This window comes from Actinoplanes sp. NPDC049668 (genome assembly GCF_044465445.1).
GTDB lineage: Bacteria > Actinomycetota > Actinomycetes > Mycobacteriales > Micromonosporaceae > Actinoplanes.
On sequence record NZ_JBITLR010000006.1, the window covers coordinates 611,014 to 629,192 of the forward strand.

Here is an 18,179-nt window from a genome sequence, read left to right on the forward strand (position 1 = left end):
CGGCCCAACCATGGTTACCATCCGCGTCCATGACGGTCACCGGTCCCTCGCACGGCGTACGGCTGCCCCGCCGCGTTGTCACGGGATATTCGCTGGGTTCGCTGGTCACCGGGCCCTTCGGCACGGTGCCGGGCCTACTCCTTCTGCCATATCTGACCGACACGCTCGGTGTCGCCGCGGGCGTGGCCGGCCTGCTCGTGCTGCTGCCGAAGGCCTGGGACGTCCTGATCAACCCGGTCGCGGGCCGGATCTCCGACCGCACCGGCCACCGGCGGGCGTTCCTGCTCGGCGCGGGCCTCGCGCTCGCCGTGCTCTTCGCGGCCATCTTCGCCGGGCCGTTCGGCAGCGGCGGCGCGGCCGGCGCCTACGTCGCGGCCGCGTTCCTCGCCGCGGCGACCGCGTTCGCGTTCTTCCAGGTGCCCTACGTCGCGATGCCGGCCGAGCTCACCGACGGCTACGCCGAGCGCACCCGGCTGATGACCTGGCGGGTCGCGGTCCTGGCCTGCGGGATTCTGGTCTCGGGCGCGCTGGCCCCGCTGGTCGTCGACCTCGGCGGCGGCGGCCTGGCCGGCCACCGGTGGGCCGGCCTGTTCGTCGGCGCCCTCATCGTCGTGGGCGCGCTGAGTGCCTTCTTCGGTACGCGTACCGCGGAGTCCCACTCGGCGCCCGAGCCGGAGCCGAGCCTGCGGGCGCAGCTGCGGGTCGCGTCGGGCAACTCGTCGTTCCGGGCCCTGCTGCTCTGCTGCATCGTCCAGGCGGCCGGCATCGCCACGATGCTCGCGGGCGTCCAGTACTTCTCCGACCACGTCATCCGGCAGGACTCCGGCGCGACCTTCATGTTCGCGGCCTTCGTCGGCCCGGCGCTGCTGGTCATGCCGCTCTGGACCCGGGTCGGCGCCCGCCACGGCAAGCGGCGCGGGCTGATCATCGCCTCGCTCCTCTTCGCCGGCGGCGCCCTGTCCCTGCTGCTGTCGCCGGTGCTGCCGGCCCTCGCGGTGTACGCGCTGACCGCCGTCATCGGCTGCGGCTACGCCGGGCAGCAGGTCTTCGCCCTGGCGATGCTGCCCGACCTGATCGAGCGCGACACCGTGCGGACCGGGCGCCGCCAGGCGGGCGTCTTCACCGGTCTGTGGACGGCGGGGGAGACCTTCGGCCTGGCGCTCGGCCCGGGCATCTACGCGCTGATCCTGCAGGTCTTCGGCTACGTCTCGTCGTCGACCGGCGAGGCGGCGGCGCAGGACTCGGCGGCCCGCCTCGGCGTCCTGGTCGGCTTCACCCTGGTGCCCGCCGTGCTGGTCGGAGCGGCGGTCACCCTCCTGCGCCGCTACCAGGACTAGCGGGCGACTGCGGTCACGACGACGTTGTCGCGGTAGTGCCGGGTTCTGGGGTCGAAGGGTCCCCCGCAGGTGATGAGGGTGAGCCGGATGGCGCCGTCGCGGGCGAAGTACCTCCGCAGCGGGATGGCGGTCTTCTCGTAGCGCTCGCGGGCGACGACCTTGAACGCACGGGCCTTCCCGCCGGCCCCGGTGAGGGTCACGGTGTCCCCGGCCACGAGGGAGCCGAGCTTGAAGAACGCGCCCTGCCCATCTGCCGCGCTGTCGACGTGTCCGGCGATGACGATGGAGCCGGCGTCGGCGGAGAAGCCCGGACCGTAGCGGTACCAGCCGACTCGATCGACGCTGGGCGGAACGGCGAAGTCGCCGGTCGCCGGGTCGACGCCGGCGGGATCGACGGAAGCGTCGAGGTCGAGGGCGGGGATGAGCAGCCGCGTCGGCGGGTCGGCGCCGGTCGCGGCCGGGCCGGTGCCGTCTGAGATCGGTATGCCGGACGCCGCGGGAGAAGCAGACGTGGCGACGGCCGAGGTGCCGAAGTCGTCAGCGGGCCGCGACCGCCAGGCGGCGACACCGGCCGTGGTGGCCAGCGTGACACCGAGCACGAGCATGAGCAGGGCACGCCCCGGCACCTGCCGGGGCGTGCCCTTTCGGCGGGAGACGGTCATCGGCGGGCGGTGACCAGCCGGGTCAGACCGAACGCGGCCAGCAGGATGCCGACAGCGGCGATGACGTACCAGGGCGGCATGCCGTTGCCGTCGGCGCGGCCGCCGTCACCGCTGGGCACACCGCCCGGCGCCGAGTGCAGGTTCCCGATGCTCTGCGAGACGATGCCGAGCGTCTTGTCCTCGGCCGAGCCGACCGCGTACACGATCGTCGCGGTGCCCTCGGCCAGGTCGAGGTCGGCCGGGCCGAGCACCCGGGTGTCCGTGCCGGCCAGCACCACGTCGGCCGAGACCTTACCGGCGTCCAGGTCGGCCTTGCCCTCCTTGCCGTTGGTCACGCCCTCGAAAACCGGCTGTCCACCCGCCCGGATGTCCACCGCGGGTGCGGCCGCGGTGTGCCGGACGATGAGCCGCGCCTTGCCGGCAGCCAACTTGGTGGTGTCGTTGACGAACGGCGTCAGCGTCGGTTCGCCGCCCTCGTTCAGATGCGCGACCAGGCTGAGGTTGGCATCTCCGGGCACCTCGGCGTTGTCGACGGTCAGCAGCGCGTCCCCGACGGCCTCGCCGGGCTTGGTGAGCGCGATGTCGTACTCGCCGGCCGGCAGGCTCAGCGGCCCGGCGACCTTGCCGGGCTGGAAGTCCGGGATGGTCTTCTCACCGTTGACGTAGACGTCCACCGCCTGGCCCGGGATGCCGTGGACGACCGACACCTGAGAGTTCGCCTTGGCGTACGCCGGCGACGTGGCCAGTCCCGCGACACCGCCGAAGGCGAGCAGGGAAACCGCGCCGACGGCGGCGGCGCGACCGAGAGGCAGAATGCGCATCGGATCTCCTGAGGGATTCGTCGTTATCTGTACGCCCTGTCCTTCGCCGTGGCAGCGACGCATGGATGCAGCCGGACGAAAACAGCTGCAACCGCCGGAGGCCCGGCAAGCGAACAGTCAGTGAGTACCGGCGAACGGGAAGGAGGTCGATGAGTCCCGACGACGAGCTCGCCGAGCGGTTACGCGCCGGCGACGAGACGGCACTACGTCAGGTGTACGACAGGCACGGTGCGGCCGTGCTCTATCTGGCTCAGCGTCTGCTGACCAACCGGGCCGACGCCGAGGACGTCACCCAGGTGACGTTCGTGGCGGCATGGACCGGGCGGGACGGTTTCGATCCGCAACGCGGCACGATGCTGGGCTGGCTGCTGGGCATCGCCCGCCGCAAAGCGGTGGACCGGATCCGGGCGGCGGCGCGCGAGCACCGGACCACCGAGACCGTGCAGGCCCAGCAGCCGGCGGCGCCGGCCGAGGAGTCACCGGAGCGCATCGTCGACCGCCTCGTGGTCGCCGACGAGCTGAGCCGGTTGCCCGACGAGCAGCGACGCACACTGGAGCTGGCGTTCTTCGACGATCTCACTCATCCACAGATAGCGGCGGTCACCGGACTGCCGCTCGGTACGGTCAAAAGCCATATCCGGCGCGGAATGGCGAACCTGCGACGTCGTTGGGAGGTGGACGGTGCAACCACACTTGGATCCCGATCGGCTGGCTCTTCTCGCGCTCTCTGAGGAACTCGAGGAGCTGACAGAACTCGATCATCTCGAGAACTGTGCCGTCTGCCGGCACGAGATGCAGGCGCTGCGCGACGTCGCCGACATCGCCTCACAAACCGGCGAGCTACGCGACCTGCCCGCCGCGCCCGAACACCTCTGGCAAGCCATCGAGGCGGAAATCGCGGGCACCCGGACATCCGCCGAACCGCCGGCACCGGTCATCGACATCGCGGAAAACCGTGCCCGGCGCTCTCGGCCACGCTGGCTCACGCCGACTCTCGCGGCGGCGGCGGCAGCCGTTCTCGCGGTGGCCGGCACGGTCGCATTCGACCGGTTCACCGACAGGGCACCGGCCGCGCGGGTGACGGCCCGGGCGACACTCACGCCGCTGGCGACGGCCCCGGCGAGCGCGGGCGGTGACGTGCGCGTGCTGTCCGACGGGCAACTGCGCATCGACGTACGCAACCTGCCCCTGACCTCTGGTTTTCATGAGGTCTGGCTGCTGGACCCGGACGCTCCCGGCAAGATGGTGGCCGTCGGGAGCCTGCCCGCGCAGGCGGAGGCCGTGCTCGCGGTGCCGCCGGGCACCGACCTGAACCGGTACCGGCTGGTCGACGTCAGCGACGAGCCGCACGACGGCGACGCCACGCATTCTGGCAAGAGCCTGCTGCGCGGAACCCTCACGAAGTAGGTGCATCCAGCCGGTGGGGCCTGAGCGAAGTACGGGTGGTGGCTGTCGGAGCCACCACCCGTACCCGGAAGGGATGCTCAAAGATGAGGTTCACCCGTCTCGGTAAGCAGGCCGCCGCCGTAGCCACCACCGCGATCGTCGCCTCCGCACTCGGCGCCGCCCCCGCGCAGGCCGCCGGCAGGCATCCTCTCAAGACCAGGTCCCTCGCGGCGGTCCTCACCGCGGACAAGAGCGGCTTCGACCGTAACGGCCGCGACTACGACATCCTCACCGCCGCCGTGACCGCCGTGCTCAAGGCCAAGCCCGGAAGCAAGGTCGCCGTGCTCGCCGACGGGAAGGTTCCCCTGACCGCCTTCCTCCCGAACGATCGCGCGTTCCGCGGGCTGGTCGCCGACATCACGCACACGAGGAAGCTGCCGGGCGAGCGGAAGGCCTTCACCGCCGTCGCGGGCCTCGGCATCGACACCGTCGAGGCGGTGCTGCTCTACCACGTCGTCCCCGGTGCGGCGATCACCCGCAAGGCCGCCCTCAGGAGCGACAACGTCAAGCTCACCACGGCCGCCGGATCCAAGATCAAGGTCAATGTGTACGGGCCGCGTCGGCACCAGCGCATCTCCCTGATCGACGCCGACCGCAGCGACCGTAACCCGCGGATCAACCGCTTCGACATCAACAAGGGCAACCGCCAGATCGCCCACGGCATCGACCGGGTCCTGCGCCCGATCGACCTCCCCTGATCCCCACCCTTCGGCACGGCCCGGGCGTGCGGCGCAGTTCACGCCCGGGCCGTCGAAGCGGCGGTCATTTGGACTAGCGTCGTGGTCATGATCGAAGCCTTGCCGTGCAACGGGGTGCCGGGTGACCAGGTGCTGGCCGAACTGCGGGAGCTGCGGACCGCCGACCTGCCCACCCACGGCGGCCGGCTCTTCGCGTACGTCTACGACCCGGCCGTCGCCGGGCTGGACGAGCTGGCGCGGGCCGCGTACGCGATCTCGGCGCACGTCAACGGCCTGGACCCGACCGCGTTCCCGTCCCTGCTGGTCATGGAGAACGCGCTGGTCACCTCCGCCGCGCGGCTGCTCGGCGCCGGGCCGGGCACGGCCGCGCCGGAGGTCGTCGGCAGCGTGACGGGCGGCGGCACCGAGTCGCTGATCCTGGCGGTCAAGGCGGCCCGCGACGCGCACCCGGAGATCGAGCGGCCGCGGCTGGTGATCCCGTCGACCGCGCACGCCGCGTTCGCGAAGGCCGCGCACTACCTGCGGGTCGCGCTCGACGTCGTGCCCGTCGGCGCCGATCTGCGCGCCGACCCGGCGGCGATGGCCGCGGCGATCGGCCCGGACACGGTCCTGGTGGCGGCCTCGGCGCCGTCGTACGCGCACGGCGTGGTCGACCCGATCGCCGAGCTCGCCGCGGCCGCCGCCGAGCGCGGCGTCCGGTTCCACGTCGACGCCTGCTTCGGCGGCTGGGTGCTGCCGTACCTCAAGCGGCTCGGCGCCGACCTGCCGGACTTCGACTTCTCCGTGCCCGGCGTCACCAGCATCTCCGCCGACCTGCACAAGTACGCGTACGCGCCGAAGGGCGTCTCCGTGCTGCTGCACCGCGACGCCGCCCTGCGGATGCCGCAGTACTTCGCGTACGCGGACTGGCCGGGGTACACGATGATCAACCCGGTCATCTCGTCCACCCGGTCCGGCGGCCCGATCGCCGCGGCCGTCGCCACGCTGCGGCACCTCGGCGACGACGGCTACCTGCGGCTGGCCGGCAAGACCCGGGACGCGGTCGGCGTGCTGGCGGCCGCGGTCGAGGCCACCGACGGCGTCCGGCTGTACGCGCCCGCCGAGACCACCGTCGTCTGCCTGGCGGCCGAGCCGGGCGTCGACCTGTTCGTGCTCGCCGACGAGCTGGCAGCGCGCGGGTGGCACACCCAGCCCCAGCTCGCGTACGGGAGAATTCCGGCGACCATCCACCTCACGGTGACCGCCGCAGTGGGGGAGACCGCCGCCGGGTTCGCGTCCGATCTGGCCGCCGCGGTGGCCGCGACGCGGGCCCGCGGCCCGGTCGCGCTCCCGCCCGAGCTGCTCGAGGCCGCCGGCGCGCTGACCCCGGAGATGGTCACGCCCGAGCTGATCGAGGGCCTGGCCGCGGGCCTCGGCCTGGCCGACGGCGTCGGCGGCGCGATGGCCGCCGTGAACTCGCTGCTGGACGTCGCGCCGCCCGCGCTGCGGGAGGCCCTGCTGGCCGGCTTCCTGAGCCAGCTCCAGCGGCCGGCCTGGTAGGGGGTAGGTTGACGGCGTGGCCGGTCTGCCAGGAGTGCTCGGGGAACCCATCAAGTTCGTGCTGAACTGGGGACGCCGCTACTCGATGTGGGTGTTCAACTTCGGCCTGGCCTGCTGCGCGATCGAGTTCATCGCGACCAGCATGAGCAGGCACGACTTCATGCGGCTCGGGGTGATCCCGTTCGCGCACGGCCCGCGCCAGGCCGACCTGATGGTGGTCTCCGGCACGGTCACCGACAAGATGGCCCCGGCGATCAAGCGGCTCTACGACCAGATGCCCGAGCCCAAGTACGTGATCTCGTTCGGCTCGTGCTCCAACTGCGGCGGCCCGTACTGGGACTCGTACTCGGTGACCAAGGGCGTCGACCAGCTGATACCCGTCGACGTCTACGTGCCCGGCTGCCCGCCGCGGCCCGAGGCGCTGCTGCACGGCATCCTGCGCCTGCAGGAGAAGATCGCGGCCGAGCAGTCCGGCCCGGGCGGGGTGTCCCGGCCCGATCCGCTGATCCCCGGCCCGCCGGCCGAGCCCCGCGACGCCGGCTCGCTGACCGCACCGCTGGTCCGCCCGCCTGCCTGAGGGCGTTAGTCTGCGAACATGAGCGAGCACAACCGCGCCGACTTCATCATCGACGTGCTGATCAGGGAGTTCGGCGAGCTGATCGCGCTGGACCCGGCGGCGTTCCGGCGCAAGTTCCGCAAGATGGCGGCGTCGCCGTTCGCGTTCTACCGGGGCAGCGCCTCGCTCTTCTACGCCGACCAGGCCGGCGCCTACCGCGACGACAGCTTCCTCGACGAGCGCACCAGCCGGGTCTGGATTCACGGCGACCTGCACGCCGAGAACTTCGGCACCTACATGAACTCGTCCGGCGTGCTGGTCTTCAACGTCAACGACTTCGACGAGGCCTACGTCGGCCCGTTCATCTGGGACCTCAAGCGGTTCAGCGCGAGCGTCGCGCTCATCGGCTACAGCAAGGCGCTCTCCGACGACGTGATCAGCGGGCTGGTCACCGCGTTCGCCGACGGCTACCTGACCGAGCTGCGGGCGATCGCGGCCGGCGGCGACGACGCGATCGGCTCGATCACCCTGGACAGCGCCGACGGCGTGCTGCGCCGGGTGCTGCAGGAGGCGCGGCTCAACACCCGCGTCGACCTGCTCGCCGGGCAGACCACGATCGACGACTACGAGCGGCGCTTCTCGCTCGGCGACGGCGTGTACGAGGTCGACGAGGCCACCGCCGCGACGGTCGTCGCCGCCTTCCAGCGGTACCTGCCGACGCTGCCGCGGCACGGCGCCCCGGTGTCTACCAACATCAAGGACATCAAGCTGCGCAAGGGCGTCGGCATCGGCTCGGCCGGGCTGCCGTCGTACAACATGCTGCTCGAGGGGAACACCCAGGCGCTCGAGAACGACGTGATCATCTACATGAAGCAGGCGCAGGTGCCCGCCGTCGCCCGCTGGATCGACGACGAGCGGGTCCGCTCCTACTTCAAGCACCAGGGTCACCGCACCGCCGAGTCGCAGCGGGCCCTGCAGGCGCACGCCGACCCGTGGCTCGGCTACACCGAGCTCGGCGGCGTCGGCCAGCTGGTCGCGGAGGTCTCGCCGTACGCGGCCGACCTGGACTGGGCCGACGTCAACGAGCCCGAGGAGCTGGCCGGCGTCGTCGCCGACCTGGGCCGCGCGGTGGCCCGGATGCACTCGGTCGCCGACGACGAGTCCAGCCACGACCTGGTCGACTTCTCCACCGAAGAGGCCATCGTGTCCAAGATCGACAAGGACGAGGCGGGCTTCGTCGCGCTGCTCGTCGACTTCGCGCACCGCTACGGCGACCAGGCCCGGGAGGACCACCAGGACTTCGTCGACCTGTTCCGCAACGGCCGTCTCCCGGGCCTGTAGCGGCGGCTCAGAGCGCCGGGCTTACCTGGAAGGCCCAGCCGGCGCGGTTGCGGGCCGCGGGGTCCGGTACCGCGATGATCACGAGCGACTGGCTATTCGGCAGCGACAGGACGTCCGCGTGCACGGTGAGCGGGGTCGCCTCCTGGCACGGGGTGTGGCGGGACATCAGCGCGTAGTGCTCGCCGCTCACCACACCGCCGGGTGGCACCGCCGCGACGAGGAGGTTCAGCGTGCCCGGCCCGGCGCAGACGATCCGAAGCTCGAACTTGCCGGGCGGGAGGTAGCTGACCTCCCGCCGGGCCCGCATCTGCTCGGTCGTCACCCGCAGCGGCGTCAATTCGTGGCCCGTCGTGAGCATGTCCGCCGCCCGGCCCGAGTTCTCGGCGGACTCGTCGGACGCGACGGCGTCGTCGCTGTGCAGAACGTCGCTGCCCGGTAGGTAGTCGGAGGCGCCGTCGCCATCGCCGAGCTCCAGCGCGTACCCGGCGCTGCCTGCCGCCCCCGCGTCGCCGGAGGCCGATATCGCCACCGGGCCGGTCTTCGTGAGCCGGAAGGTCATGATCGCGACGGCCGGGGTCCGGCCGCAGGAGACGGTCTGCACGCCGAGCACCCGGGGCTCTTCCGAGCTGCGGACCTGCTCGATGTCGATCGTGACCGTTCCGGACCCGGCGCAGGTCACCGCGAGCGTGTACCCGCCCGGCCGGAGGTCCGCGAAGGTCAGCCTGCGGTGGCCCGTGACCACTCCGGTCGTCAGCCGCCCTGCCAGCTTCGGCAGCTGGTCCTCCAGCGCCCGGCGCGCGGAGGCGACCAGGTCCGTCAGCCGCTCGGCCGGCCGCTCCTCGGTCTGCGGCAGCCGGGTCGCGATCAGGCCGCCGGCGACGGCGAGCGCGACCGTCGCGGCGGCGGCGTTGCGGGTCCGGGCCCGGCGCCGGCGCACGGTGTGCCGAGCCGCCTCGGCGCCGGGCGGGCGTACGCGGGGCAGGGTCTCGGCGCGCAGGTCGGCGAAGAGCGCCTCGAGCTGGTCAGGCACGGCGGGCCTCCTGGGCGGTCGTGTCGGTCGGGTCCAGCCGGGCGGCGAGTGCCGCCCGGGCCCGGTGCAGCCAGGACTTCACGGTGCCCTCGGCGACACCCTCGCGGTCGGCGATCTCGGCGATGGTCATGTCGGCCAGGTAGCGCAGCACCATCGCCCGGCGCTGGGCCGGCGGCAGCGTGCCGAGCGCGGCGACCAGGGCCACCCGCTCGGGGCCGGGGCCGGCGACCTGCGCCTCGGCGATCCGCTGCTTGCGCAGGAAGCCCAGGGCGGTGCGGGTGCGGCGCCACCTGCTGACGGCGAGGTTCCAGGCGACCCGGCGGATCCACGCGACCGGGTCGTCGTACCCGGACGGTCCGCCACCGGGCCAGGGCGCGGCAGAACGCCTCCTGCGCGATGTCCTGTGCCTCCTGCCGGTCGCCGAAGTACGCGTACAGCTGCACGGTCAGATCGGCGTAGTGCGCGGCGTACAGCTCGTCGAACGACGCTGGGGTGTCTGGCACGGCGATGAGCGTCTCCGGTCTGATGGCTGTGGCCTGGGATGTCACAGCGACAACACGCCCCGGGACATCGAAGGGTTGCGGTCGGCCGGGGTCCCTCCCGGCTTGACCATAGGATGTGCCCCATGACGCCCGAAGAGGTCGGCGAGCGGATGATCGCGCTGCTGGCGGCCGCCGAACCCGACGCGCCCGACGAGGGTGAGATCACCGCCGGTGTCTCCGGCGGCGGCCCGGGGCACGAGCGGGCCGTCGTGGACGTTCCGGCCGCCCGGTGGTGGGCCGCGCTGGAGGCGGCCCGTGATCCGGGCGCGCTCGGCTGCGACTTCTTCGACTGGCTGTCCGCCGTCGACGAGCTGGACGAGGGCTTCACGATCGTGGCGCACCTGTGGTCCAGCCGCCGCCGGCACGGCGTGCTGCTGCGCGCCCGGCTGGAGCGCGAGAACCCGGTGGTCGAGTCGGTGATCGACCTGTTCCCGGGCGCCGCCTGGCACGAGCGCGAGACGCACGAGATGTTCGGCATCCGCTTCGAGCGCCACCCCGACCTGCGGCCGCTGCTGCTGCCGCCAGGCTTCGAGGGCAATCCGCTGCGCAAGGAGTTCGTGCTCGCGTCCCGGGTCGCCAAGGCGTGGCCGGGCGCGAAGGAGCCGGGCGAGTCAGAGTCGGGCACGGCCAAGCGGGCACCGATGCGGCCGCCGGGCGTACCCGATCCGAACGAGTGGGGCCCGATGAAGGGCAAGATCCCGCCGCCGGAGACGCCGGCCCGCCGCGCACCGCGTGAGCGCCCGGCGGCCGGCCCGGCGCCGAAGACCGAGGGAGAGGGCGCCTGATGCCGCTCTGGCTCGACCTGCTCGTGCGGGTGGTCGCGGTCGTCGCCGCGTTCCTGGTGCTGCCGCTGGTCGTCGGTCAGATGGAGCACAAGGTGATGGCGCACATGCAGGGCCGGCTCGGCCCGATGTACGCGGGCGCCTTCCACGGCTGGGCGCAGCTGGTCGCCGACGGCGTCAAGTTCGTGCAGAAGGAGGACATCACCCCGCGCGACGCCGATCGCCCGGTGTTCCGGCTGGCGCCGATCGTCGCGCTCTTCCCGTACCTGGTCGTGCTCCTGGCCATCCCGATCGGGCCCGGCGGGCTGGTCGCGCAGCAGATGGACATCGGGCTGTTCTTCGTCCTGGCCGTGCTGGGCGTCGGCGTGGTCGCGGTGCTGATGTCCGCCTGGGCCTCGGCGAACAAGTACAGCCTGCTCGGCGGCCTGCGCGGTGCCGCCCAGCTGCTCGGCTACGAGCTGCCGCTGGTGCTCTCGGCGGCCAGCGTCGCGATGGCGGCGGGCACGCTGAGCCTGCCCGGCATCGTCGAGGCCTGGCAGCCGTGGTGGCTGCTCTGGCAGGCGCCGGCGGCGCTGGTGTTCTTCGTCTCCGGCCTGGCGGAGATCCGCCGGCCGCCGTTCGACATGCCGATCGCCGACTCCGAGCTGGTCTTCGGCTACCTCACCGAGTACACCGGCCTGCGCTTCGCGTTCTTCCTGCTCGCCGAGTACGTCGGCATCGTGGTGATCGCGGCGCTGACCACGGTGTTGTTCCTCGGCGGCTGGCACGGGCCGGACCCGGCGCACCTCGGCTGGCTCTGGACGCTCGCCAAGGTGTTCGCCGTGTCCTTTGTGATCATCTGGCTGCGGGTCACCTATCCGCGGCTGCGCGAGGACCAGCTCCAGCGGCTGTGCTGGCTGGTCCTGGTGCCGGTGGCGCTGGGCCAGCTGGTGCTGACCGCCGTGGTGAAGGTGGCGACGTGAGAGGTAAGAACGAGGGTGTGCTCGCCTCCGCCAGGGCGACCGGGCAGGATAGGCCCTTATGAGCGAGAGCGGTGAGCGGCGCACGCCGGGCAAGGGGCTGATCGACGGCCTCGCCGTCACGCTCAAGATGCTGGTCAAGCCCACCATCACCCAGCAGTACCCCGACGTCGAGCCGGACCTGCCGCCGCGCTCGCGGGGCGTCATCGCCCTGCTCGAGGAGAACTGCACGGTCTGCATGCTCTGCGCCCGCGAATGCCCCGACTGGTGCATCTACATCGATTCGCACAAGGAAGAGGTCGTGGTCCCCGGCGCGGCCCGGCCCCGCCAGCGCAACGTGCTCGACAAGTTCGACATCGACTTCTCCCTCTGCATGTACTGCGGCATCTGCATCGAGGTCTGCCCGTTCGACGCGCTGCACTGGACCCCCGAGTTCGAGTACGCGGAGACCGACGTCCTCGACCTGCTGCACGACAAGAGCCGCCTCGGCGACTGGATGCGTACCGTCCCGCCGCCGCCCGCGCACGACGTGCTCGGCGAGCCCTCGAAGGAGGAGTCCGCCGCCGCGCGCAAGGCCGCCGGCCCGGGCGCGGCCACCGCGGCACAGACCGCCCGCCCCCCGGTACGCCGGGAGCAGGCACCGTGACCGTCGCCGACGTCCTGCTGTTGGCGCTCGGAGCCGTCGCGGTCGGCTCCGGCGCGGCCGTGGTCAGCACCAGCCACCTGGTCCGGGCCGGCCTCTACCTGGTCGTCAGCCTGGGCGCGATGGCCGGCATCTACCTGGTCCTCGGCGCCGAGCTGGTGGCCTGGGTGCAGGTGCTCGTCTACGTCGGGGCGGTCGTGGTGCTGCTGCTCTTCGCCGTCATGCTGACCCGCGCACCGATCGGCGCGTCGAAGGACCTGGACCGGCCGGCCTGGCCGGCCCGGATCGTCGGCGGCGGGGTCGCGCTCGGCCTCGCGGTGCTGCTGGCCGACGCGTTCCGCTGGATGCGCTACGAGCTGCCCGCGCCGGGCACGGCCGAGCGGATGGGCGCCGAGCTCTTCGGGCGCTGGGTGCTGCCGTTCGAGGTGCTCTCGATCCTGTTGCTGGCCGCCCTGGTCGGGGCGATCGTGCTGTCGCGACCCGACATCGGCGCGCGGAACGGAGACGAGGCCTGATGCACGCGGTCATCCCGTACGTGACCGCCGCCCTGCTCTTCGGGCTCGGCGTCTACGGCGTGCTGCTCCGGCGCAACGCGATCCTGGTGCTGATGGCGGTCGAGCTGATGCTCAACGCGGTCAGCCTGATCTTCATCACCGCCGACGCGACGGCACCGGCGCCGCAGCCCGGCGGGCCGGCATACTCCGGCGCCGTGTTCGCCCTCTTCGTGATCGTGCTGGCCGCCGCCGAGGTGGGCGTCGGGCTGGCCATCGTGCTGCAGTACTACCGGATGCGCCACGCGGTCCAGCTCGACGAGATTGAGTTGGACGCCCGGTGATCGCCGAGATCTTCGGTACGGCGCTGTTCGGCGTGCCGCTGCTGTTCGGCCTGGTCGGCCTGCTGCTGCCAGCCGGCGACGGCGGACGGGCGCGGCGCCCGGCCGCGGCGCTCGGCATAGCCGGCGCCGCCATCGCCCTGCTCGCCACGGTCGTCCTGCTCATCGCCGGCGACACCGTCGACTTCGGCACGGAAGTGGTCCGCTTCGGCGATCTGCCGGTCACCGTCGGCGTCTCGCTGGACACGGCCGCGCTCTACGTCGCGCTCGCGGTCACCGTCGTCGCGCTCCTCGTGCAGATCTACTCGGTCGGCTACCTGCACGACGACCCGCGCTACGCGCCCTACGCCGCGCAGGTCAGCCTCTTCACCGGCGCGATGCTGACGGTCGTCGCCGCCAACGACCTGATCATGCTGCTGGTCGGCTGGGAGGTGATGGGCGCCTGCTCGTACCTGCTCATCGGCCACGACCGGCGCCTGCCCGAGGCGCCCCGCGCGGCCGTCAAGGCCTTCCTGGTGACCCGCGTCGGCGACGTCGGCTTCCTGCTGGGCATCGCCCTGCTCGGCGTCTCGGCCGGCAGCTTCCGGCTCGCCGACGTGCTGGCCGCCGAGCCCGCGCACCTGACCGTCGCGCTGCTGCTCATCCTGGCCGGGGTGGCCGGCAAGAGCGCGCAGTTCCCGCTGCACACCTGGCTGCCCGACGCGATGGCCGGCCCGACGCCGATCTCCGCGCTGATCCACGCCGCGACCATGGTCGCCGCCGGCGTGTACGTGGTCTTCCGCCTGTACCCGCTCTTCGCGCGCTCGCCGGCCACGCTCGCCGTGCTCGGCGTCATGGCGGCGATCACCCTGCTGCTCGGCGCGCTCAGCGCCACCGCGCAGGACGACCTCAAGCGGGTCCTGGCCTGGTCGACGGTCTCCCAGATCGGCTACATGACCGGCGCCCTGGCGATCGGCGTGCCCGGTGCGGCCCTGTTCCACCTGCTGACCCACGCCGCCTTCAAGGCGCTGCTGTTCCTCGCCGCCGGCGGCGTCATCCACGCCGTCGGCACCAACCTGATGTCCCGGATGGGCGGCCTGCGCGCGCACCTGCCGGTGACGTTCTGGTCCTTCGTGATCGGCCTGGGCGCCCTGGCCGGGCTGCCGCCGCTGGCCGGCTTCTGGTCCAAGGAGAGCGTGCTGGCCGCGGCCGAGCACGCCGCGACCGCGGGCCACGGCCCGGCGCCGGCCTGGGTGGGCTGGGTGGTCTGGGTCGCCGGGCTGCTCGGCGTCGCGATCACCGCCTGGTACGCGACCCGCCTGCTGCTGCGCACGTTCTTCGGCCGCCCGCGCACCGAGCAGTGGGAGGTCGGCTTCGACGACGCCCGCTACGAGCGCGGTCCCGCCGCACCGCACGACCCGCCGCGGCTGATCCGCTGGCCGGTGCTGGTGCTCACGGTCCCGTCGGCGCTGCTCGGCCTCGCCGTCTTCCTGCCCGCGTTCCGCTCCGCGCTCACGCTGCCGGCGCCGCACCTGACGCCCGGGCTCGCGCTGCCGCTGCTGCTGCTCGCGCTCGGCGCGGGCGGCGCCTGGTGGCTCTGGCGCACCGCGCCGGGCGTCGACCCGGCCCAGGCCCTCGGCCGGCTGGGGCCGTTGTTCGCCGCCGGCTTCCGGATCGACGACCTGCAGGACCGCTTCGTGGTACGCCCGGTGCGCGCGCTTGCCGGCGCCGTGCGCCGCTTCGACGAGCGCGTGGTCGACGGCGCCGTCGAGGGCGCCGGCACCTCGACCACCCGCCTCGGCGTGATCCTGTCCAACGCGCACCGGGCGGCCCTGCCCCGGGCCGCCGTCGCGGTCCTCGCCGGCGCGCTGGTCCTCGGCCTCGCCGCGGCGATCTACGGAGCCGCCTGATGAACTACGTGGAGTACTCGTCCACCGGAGGCTGGGCGGCGCAGGCGCTGCTCATCTCCGTGCTGGCGGTGCCGGCGCTCGGCGCGCTGGTCGTCGCGCTGCTGCCGGCCCGGATGGATCGCGGCGCCCGGCTGCTCGCGACGGCGTTCGCGGCCGTCACCCTCGTGCTGACCGTGCTGCTCGCGGCGCTGCAGGCGTCGGACTTCGGCTACTTCGACTACGGCACCGGCCCGCTGGCGCTGGTGCCGTGGGCCGACGTCAACGTGCCCTGGGTGCCCGCGCTGGACGTCGGCTTCCACCTCGGCGTCGACGCGATCTCGTACCCGCTGGTCGTGCTCACCGGGCTGCTGACGGCGCTGTGCTGCGCGTACACGGTGTGGAAGGTGCCCGAGGGCGGCCGCGGCCGGACGCTGGCCGCGCTGCTGCTGGTGCTCGAGGTCGGCATCCTCGGCACGTTCCTCGCCCTGGACCTGGTGCTGTTCTTCATCTTCTTCGAGGTCGTCCTCCTGCCCATGTACGCGGTCATCGCGGGCTGGGGCGGCCCGGACCGCCGGCGGGCGGCCCGCAAGTTCGTGCTCTACACGCTGTTCGGCTCGGTGCTGCTCCTGCTGGGCGTCTTCACCGTGATCGTCGCGGCCGGCACCGGCGACCTGGTGACCCTGACCGGCGCCTCCGACCTGTCCCGCACGGTCCAGTGCTCGGCGTTCGCCCTGTTCGCTGTCGCGTTCGCGGTGAAGGCGCCGCTCTGGCCGCTGCACACCTGGCTGCCGGACGCGCACACCGAGGCGCCGACGGTCGGCAGCGTGATCCTGGCCGGCGTGCTGCTGAAGATGGGCACCTACGGCCTGATCCGGGTCGGCGTCGGGGTGGCGCCGGAGGGCGCGGCCTGGGCGGCGCCGGCGCTCGGCATCCTCGCGGTTGTCGCGATCATCGTCGGCTCCCTGGTGTGCCTGCGCCAGACCGAGCTGAAGCGGCTGATCGCCTACTCCAGCGTCGGGCACATGGGCTTCGTCATGCTCGGCATCGCCACGCTGACGGTCACCGGCCTGCAGGCGGCGCTGATCGGCAACGTGGCACACGGCATCATCACCGGCCTGCTGTTCTTCCTGGCCGGCGCGATCAAGGACAGGGCGCACAGCGGTGAGCTGTCCGAGCTGGGCGGGCTGCGCGAGACCGCGCCCCGGCTGGCGGGCCTGCTGGGCTTCGCCGCGATCGCCTCGCTGGGCCTGCCCGGCCTGGCCGGTTTCTGGGGCGAGGCGTTCGCGGTGGTGGCGGCGGCGCAGCGCGGCGGTCCGCTGTGGATGACGCTGGCGGTGGTGGCGGCGGTCGGCGGCGCGCTCACCGCCGCATACTTCCTGCGCCTGCTGCGCCGGGTGACGCACGGCCCCGCGACCCCGGCGGTGACCGGCTTCGCGGAGATCTCCCGGCCGGAGTGGCTGGCCTGGTCGCCGCTGATCCTGCTGGCGCTGGTGGTCGGCCTGGTGCCGGCCCTGGTGCTCGCCGCGACCGCCGGCCCTGGTGCCGCGCTGACCGGAGTCCTCCCATGATCCAGTCGGTGAACCACTTCGCGTTGCTGCCGCTCTACGCCGCCGCCGGCACGGCGCTGCTGGTGCTTGTGCTGGAGCTGGCCGTCGGCCGGTGGGCGGTGCCGGCCGGCATCGCCGGCGGCCTCGCCACGATCGGCGCGGCGGTCACGCTGGCGCTGGACCCGGCGGACACGTTCTGCGGCCCGGCGCGGTGCTCCTGGGTGGCCACCCCGCCGGCGGCGGTCATGGCGGTGCTCTTCGCCGCGCTGACCATCGGGGTGCTGGCGCTCTCCGCGCCCGCACTGCGCCTCGGCATCGCGCCGGCCGGCGAGTTCTGCTTCCTGCTCGCCTCCTCGATGGCCGGGGGAGTCGTGGTCGCGTACGCGGGCGACCTGATCACGCTGATCGTCGGCCTGGAGACCCTGACCCTGCCCCTGTACGTGCTGGTCGGCCTGCGCCGGTTCGCGCCGCGCGAGCGGGTCACCACCGAGGGCGCCTCGGCGGCGGTGACGTTCTTCCTGGTCAGCGTGGTCTCCACAGCCCTGGCCCTGCTCGGCGCGGCCCTGCTGTACGCCTCGACCGGCGCCCTGCACCTGGCGGAGCTGACCGGCGGCGCGGGGCAGTTCGCCCCGCTCGCGTCGGTCGGCGCCGCGCTGCTGGTGATCGGTTTCGCCTTCAAGGTCGCGGCCGTGCCCCTGCACGCGTGGGCGCCGGCCACCTACGACGGCGCACCGATCCCGGTGGCGGCGTACCTGTCGACGGCCTCGAAGCTGGGCGGCGTGATCGCGCTCGCGGCGGTGGCGCAGCGGCTGGACACCGGCCCGCTGGTCGCGGTGCTGGCGGTGCTGACCATGACGGTCGGCAACCTGGTGGCGCTGCGGCAGACCCGGATGATCCGCCTGCTGGCCTGGTCGTCGGTGGCGCAGGCGGGCTACATCCTGGCGCCGCTGGCCGCCGGCGCGGCGGGCGTGCCCGCAGCCCTGGCGTACGCGGTGTTCTTCGTCCTGTTGGAGTTCGTGGCGTTCGGCGTGGTCGTTGCGCTGCGCGGACCCGGCCGCGACGGCGGCGACCTGACGGAGTACCGCGCCACGGGCCGCCACCACCCGTGGCTGGGCGCGGCGCTGGTGCTGGCCCTCGCCGGCCTGGCGGGCCTGCCGCCGGGCCTGGCGGGGCTGTTCGCCAAGGTGACCATCGTGGCGTCCCTGATCGACAACGGCTGGGGCTGGCTGGCGGGCGTGGTCGCCCTGAACGCGGTGATCGCCCTGGCCTACTACGCCCGGGTCGCCGCGAGCCTTTACGCCCCGGTCGGCCTCCCGTCGGAGCCGGTGCCCGCCGCCGAGCCAGGTGCCGTGGCGACGCTGACCCGGGTCGACGTGTCCCGCACGGTGGGTGCGGCCGTCGCGGTGGCGACGCTGCTGACGGTGATCCTGGGCTTCGCCCCCCAATGGGTCTTCGACGCCCTCAGCTGATTCGGAGCCGTGGCCCAGGTCACACACAGTGAACTCACAGCTACATCCCGGATTGATTCACATAATCGCGATGTTCCATGAGACGTGGGCCCACCGGCCCGCTCTCT

18 protein-coding genes and 1 pseudogene are annotated in these 18,179 nt (G+C 72.9%); 15 read left to right on the forward strand and 4 right to left on the reverse strand.

What is annotated here, in order from left to right; all coding sequences use genetic code 11:
• The first annotated feature begins 29 nt into the window (after nucleotides 1-29).
• Entirely contained in the window at nucleotides 30-1,337 is a 1,308-nt protein-coding gene (locus ACIBSW_RS27375) for an MFS transporter (RefSeq protein ID WP_354719943.1), read from the forward strand.
• Here the strand turns inward: ACIBSW_RS27375 and ACIBSW_RS27380 are convergent.
• Complete coding sequence (locus ACIBSW_RS27380; RefSeq protein WP_404799469.1) at nucleotides 1,334-1,999, reverse strand: class F sortase; 666 nt, start codon at nucleotides 1,997-1,999, stop codon at nucleotides 1,334-1,336. The two genes, ACIBSW_RS27375 and ACIBSW_RS27380, sit on opposite strands and share 4 nt — an antisense overlap.
• Nucleotides 1,996-2,820, reverse strand: a complete 825-nt coding sequence (locus ACIBSW_RS27385) for a DUF4397 domain-containing protein (RefSeq protein ID WP_354719945.1) — start codon at nucleotides 2,818-2,820, stop codon at nucleotides 1,996-1,998. Before ACIBSW_RS27385 ends, ACIBSW_RS27380 begins: the two co-directional genes overlap by 4 nt.
• 149 nt (nucleotides 2,821-2,969) lie before the next feature.
• On the opposite strand from ACIBSW_RS27385, the gene ACIBSW_RS27390 reads away from it, so the two are divergent.
• From ACIBSW_RS27390 to ACIBSW_RS27415, 6 genes are all read left to right on the forward strand, one after another.
• Nucleotides 2,970-3,551, forward strand: coding sequence for a sigma-70 family RNA polymerase sigma factor (locus ACIBSW_RS27390; RefSeq protein ID WP_354719947.1), 582 nt, complete (start codon nucleotides 2,970-2,972; stop codon nucleotides 3,549-3,551).
• The gene (locus ACIBSW_RS27395) at nucleotides 3,514-4,227 is read left to right on the forward strand and encodes an anti-sigma factor (RefSeq protein WP_354719949.1); all 714 of its coding nucleotides are present in this window, start codon (nucleotides 3,514-3,516) and stop codon (nucleotides 4,225-4,227) included. The genes ACIBSW_RS27390 and ACIBSW_RS27395 overlap by 38 nt, the downstream gene beginning before the upstream one ends.
• A gap of 83 nt (nucleotides 4,228-4,310) precedes the next feature.
• Nucleotides 4,311-4,964, forward strand: coding sequence for a fasciclin domain-containing protein (locus ACIBSW_RS27400; RefSeq protein ID WP_354719950.1), 654 nt, complete (start codon nucleotides 4,311-4,313; stop codon nucleotides 4,962-4,964).
• Between the two features lie 87 nt (nucleotides 4,965-5,051).
• Nucleotides 5,052-6,503, forward strand: coding sequence for an aminotransferase class V-fold PLP-dependent enzyme (locus tag ACIBSW_RS27405; protein ID WP_354719952.1), 1,452 nt, complete (start codon nucleotides 5,052-5,054; stop codon nucleotides 6,501-6,503).
• Between the two features lie 16 nt (nucleotides 6,504-6,519).
• Complete coding sequence (locus tag ACIBSW_RS27410; protein WP_354719954.1) at nucleotides 6,520-7,080, forward strand: NADH-quinone oxidoreductase subunit B family protein; 561 nt, start codon at nucleotides 6,520-6,522, stop codon at nucleotides 7,078-7,080.
• A gap of 18 nt (nucleotides 7,081-7,098) precedes the next feature.
• Nucleotides 7,099-8,400 carry a DUF2252 domain-containing protein gene (locus ACIBSW_RS27415; RefSeq protein WP_354719956.1) on the forward strand — a complete coding sequence of 434 codons (1,302 nt, stop codon included), beginning with the start codon at nucleotides 7,099-7,101 and terminating at the stop codon, nucleotides 8,398-8,400.
• 7 nt (nucleotides 8,401-8,407) lie between these two features.
• Here the strand turns inward: ACIBSW_RS27415 and ACIBSW_RS27420 are convergent, their stop codons facing one another.
• Nucleotides 8,408-9,430 carry a hypothetical protein gene (locus ACIBSW_RS27420; protein ID WP_354719958.1) on the reverse strand — a complete coding sequence of 341 codons (1,023 nt, stop codon included), beginning with the start codon at nucleotides 9,428-9,430 and terminating at the stop codon, nucleotides 8,408-8,410.
• A pseudogene (locus ACIBSW_RS27425) lies at nucleotides 9,423-9,933 on the reverse strand (RNA polymerase sigma factor). Before ACIBSW_RS27425 ends, ACIBSW_RS27420 begins: the two are co-directional and overlap by 8 nt.
• Nucleotides 9,934-10,055: 122 nt before the next feature.
• On the opposite strand from ACIBSW_RS27425, the gene ACIBSW_RS27430 reads away from it, so the two are divergent.
• From ACIBSW_RS27430 to ACIBSW_RS27465, 8 genes are read left to right on the forward strand one after another with little or no spacing between them, the layout of a single operon-like run.
• Nucleotides 10,056-10,757: an NADH-quinone oxidoreductase subunit C gene (locus ACIBSW_RS27430; protein WP_354719960.1), complete on the forward strand. Its 702-nt coding sequence runs from the start codon at nucleotides 10,056-10,058 to the stop codon at nucleotides 10,755-10,757.
• Nucleotides 10,757-11,716, forward strand: coding sequence for a complex I subunit 1 family protein (locus tag ACIBSW_RS27435; protein ID WP_354719962.1), 960 nt, complete (start codon nucleotides 10,757-10,759; stop codon nucleotides 11,714-11,716). Before ACIBSW_RS27430 ends, ACIBSW_RS27435 begins: the two co-directional genes overlap by 1 nt.
• Nucleotides 11,717-11,774: 58 nt before the next feature.
• Nucleotides 11,775-12,359 (forward strand): NADH-quinone oxidoreductase subunit I, encoded by a 585-nt coding sequence (locus tag ACIBSW_RS27440; protein ID WP_354719963.1) that lies wholly within the window; start codon nucleotides 11,775-11,777, stop codon nucleotides 12,357-12,359.
• Nucleotides 12,356-12,871 (forward strand): NADH-quinone oxidoreductase subunit J, encoded by a 516-nt coding sequence (locus ACIBSW_RS27445; RefSeq protein ID WP_354719965.1) that lies wholly within the window; start codon nucleotides 12,356-12,358, stop codon nucleotides 12,869-12,871. Before ACIBSW_RS27440 ends, ACIBSW_RS27445 begins: the two co-directional genes overlap by 4 nt.
• Nucleotides 12,871-13,191: an NADH-quinone oxidoreductase subunit NuoK gene (nuoK, locus tag ACIBSW_RS27450; RefSeq protein WP_354719967.1), complete on the forward strand. Its 321-nt coding sequence runs from the start codon at nucleotides 12,871-12,873 to the stop codon at nucleotides 13,189-13,191. Before ACIBSW_RS27445 ends, nuoK begins: the two co-directional genes overlap by 1 nt.
• Nucleotides 13,188-15,077, forward strand: coding sequence for an NADH-quinone oxidoreductase subunit L (locus ACIBSW_RS27455; protein ID WP_404799470.1), 1,890 nt, complete (start codon nucleotides 13,188-13,190; stop codon nucleotides 15,075-15,077). The genes nuoK and ACIBSW_RS27455 overlap by 4 nt, the downstream gene beginning before the upstream one ends.
• The gene (locus ACIBSW_RS27460) at nucleotides 15,077-16,624 is read left to right on the forward strand and encodes an NADH-quinone oxidoreductase subunit M (RefSeq protein WP_354728931.1); all 1,548 of its coding nucleotides are present in this window, start codon (nucleotides 15,077-15,079) and stop codon (nucleotides 16,622-16,624) included. Before ACIBSW_RS27455 ends, ACIBSW_RS27460 begins: the two co-directional genes overlap by 1 nt.
• Nucleotides 16,621-18,072 (forward strand): proton-conducting transporter membrane subunit, encoded by a 1,452-nt coding sequence (locus tag ACIBSW_RS27465; protein ID WP_354728929.1) that lies wholly within the window; start codon nucleotides 16,621-16,623, stop codon nucleotides 18,070-18,072. The genes ACIBSW_RS27460 and ACIBSW_RS27465 overlap by 4 nt, the downstream gene beginning before the upstream one ends.
• Nucleotides 18,073-18,179 lie beyond the last annotated feature (107 nt).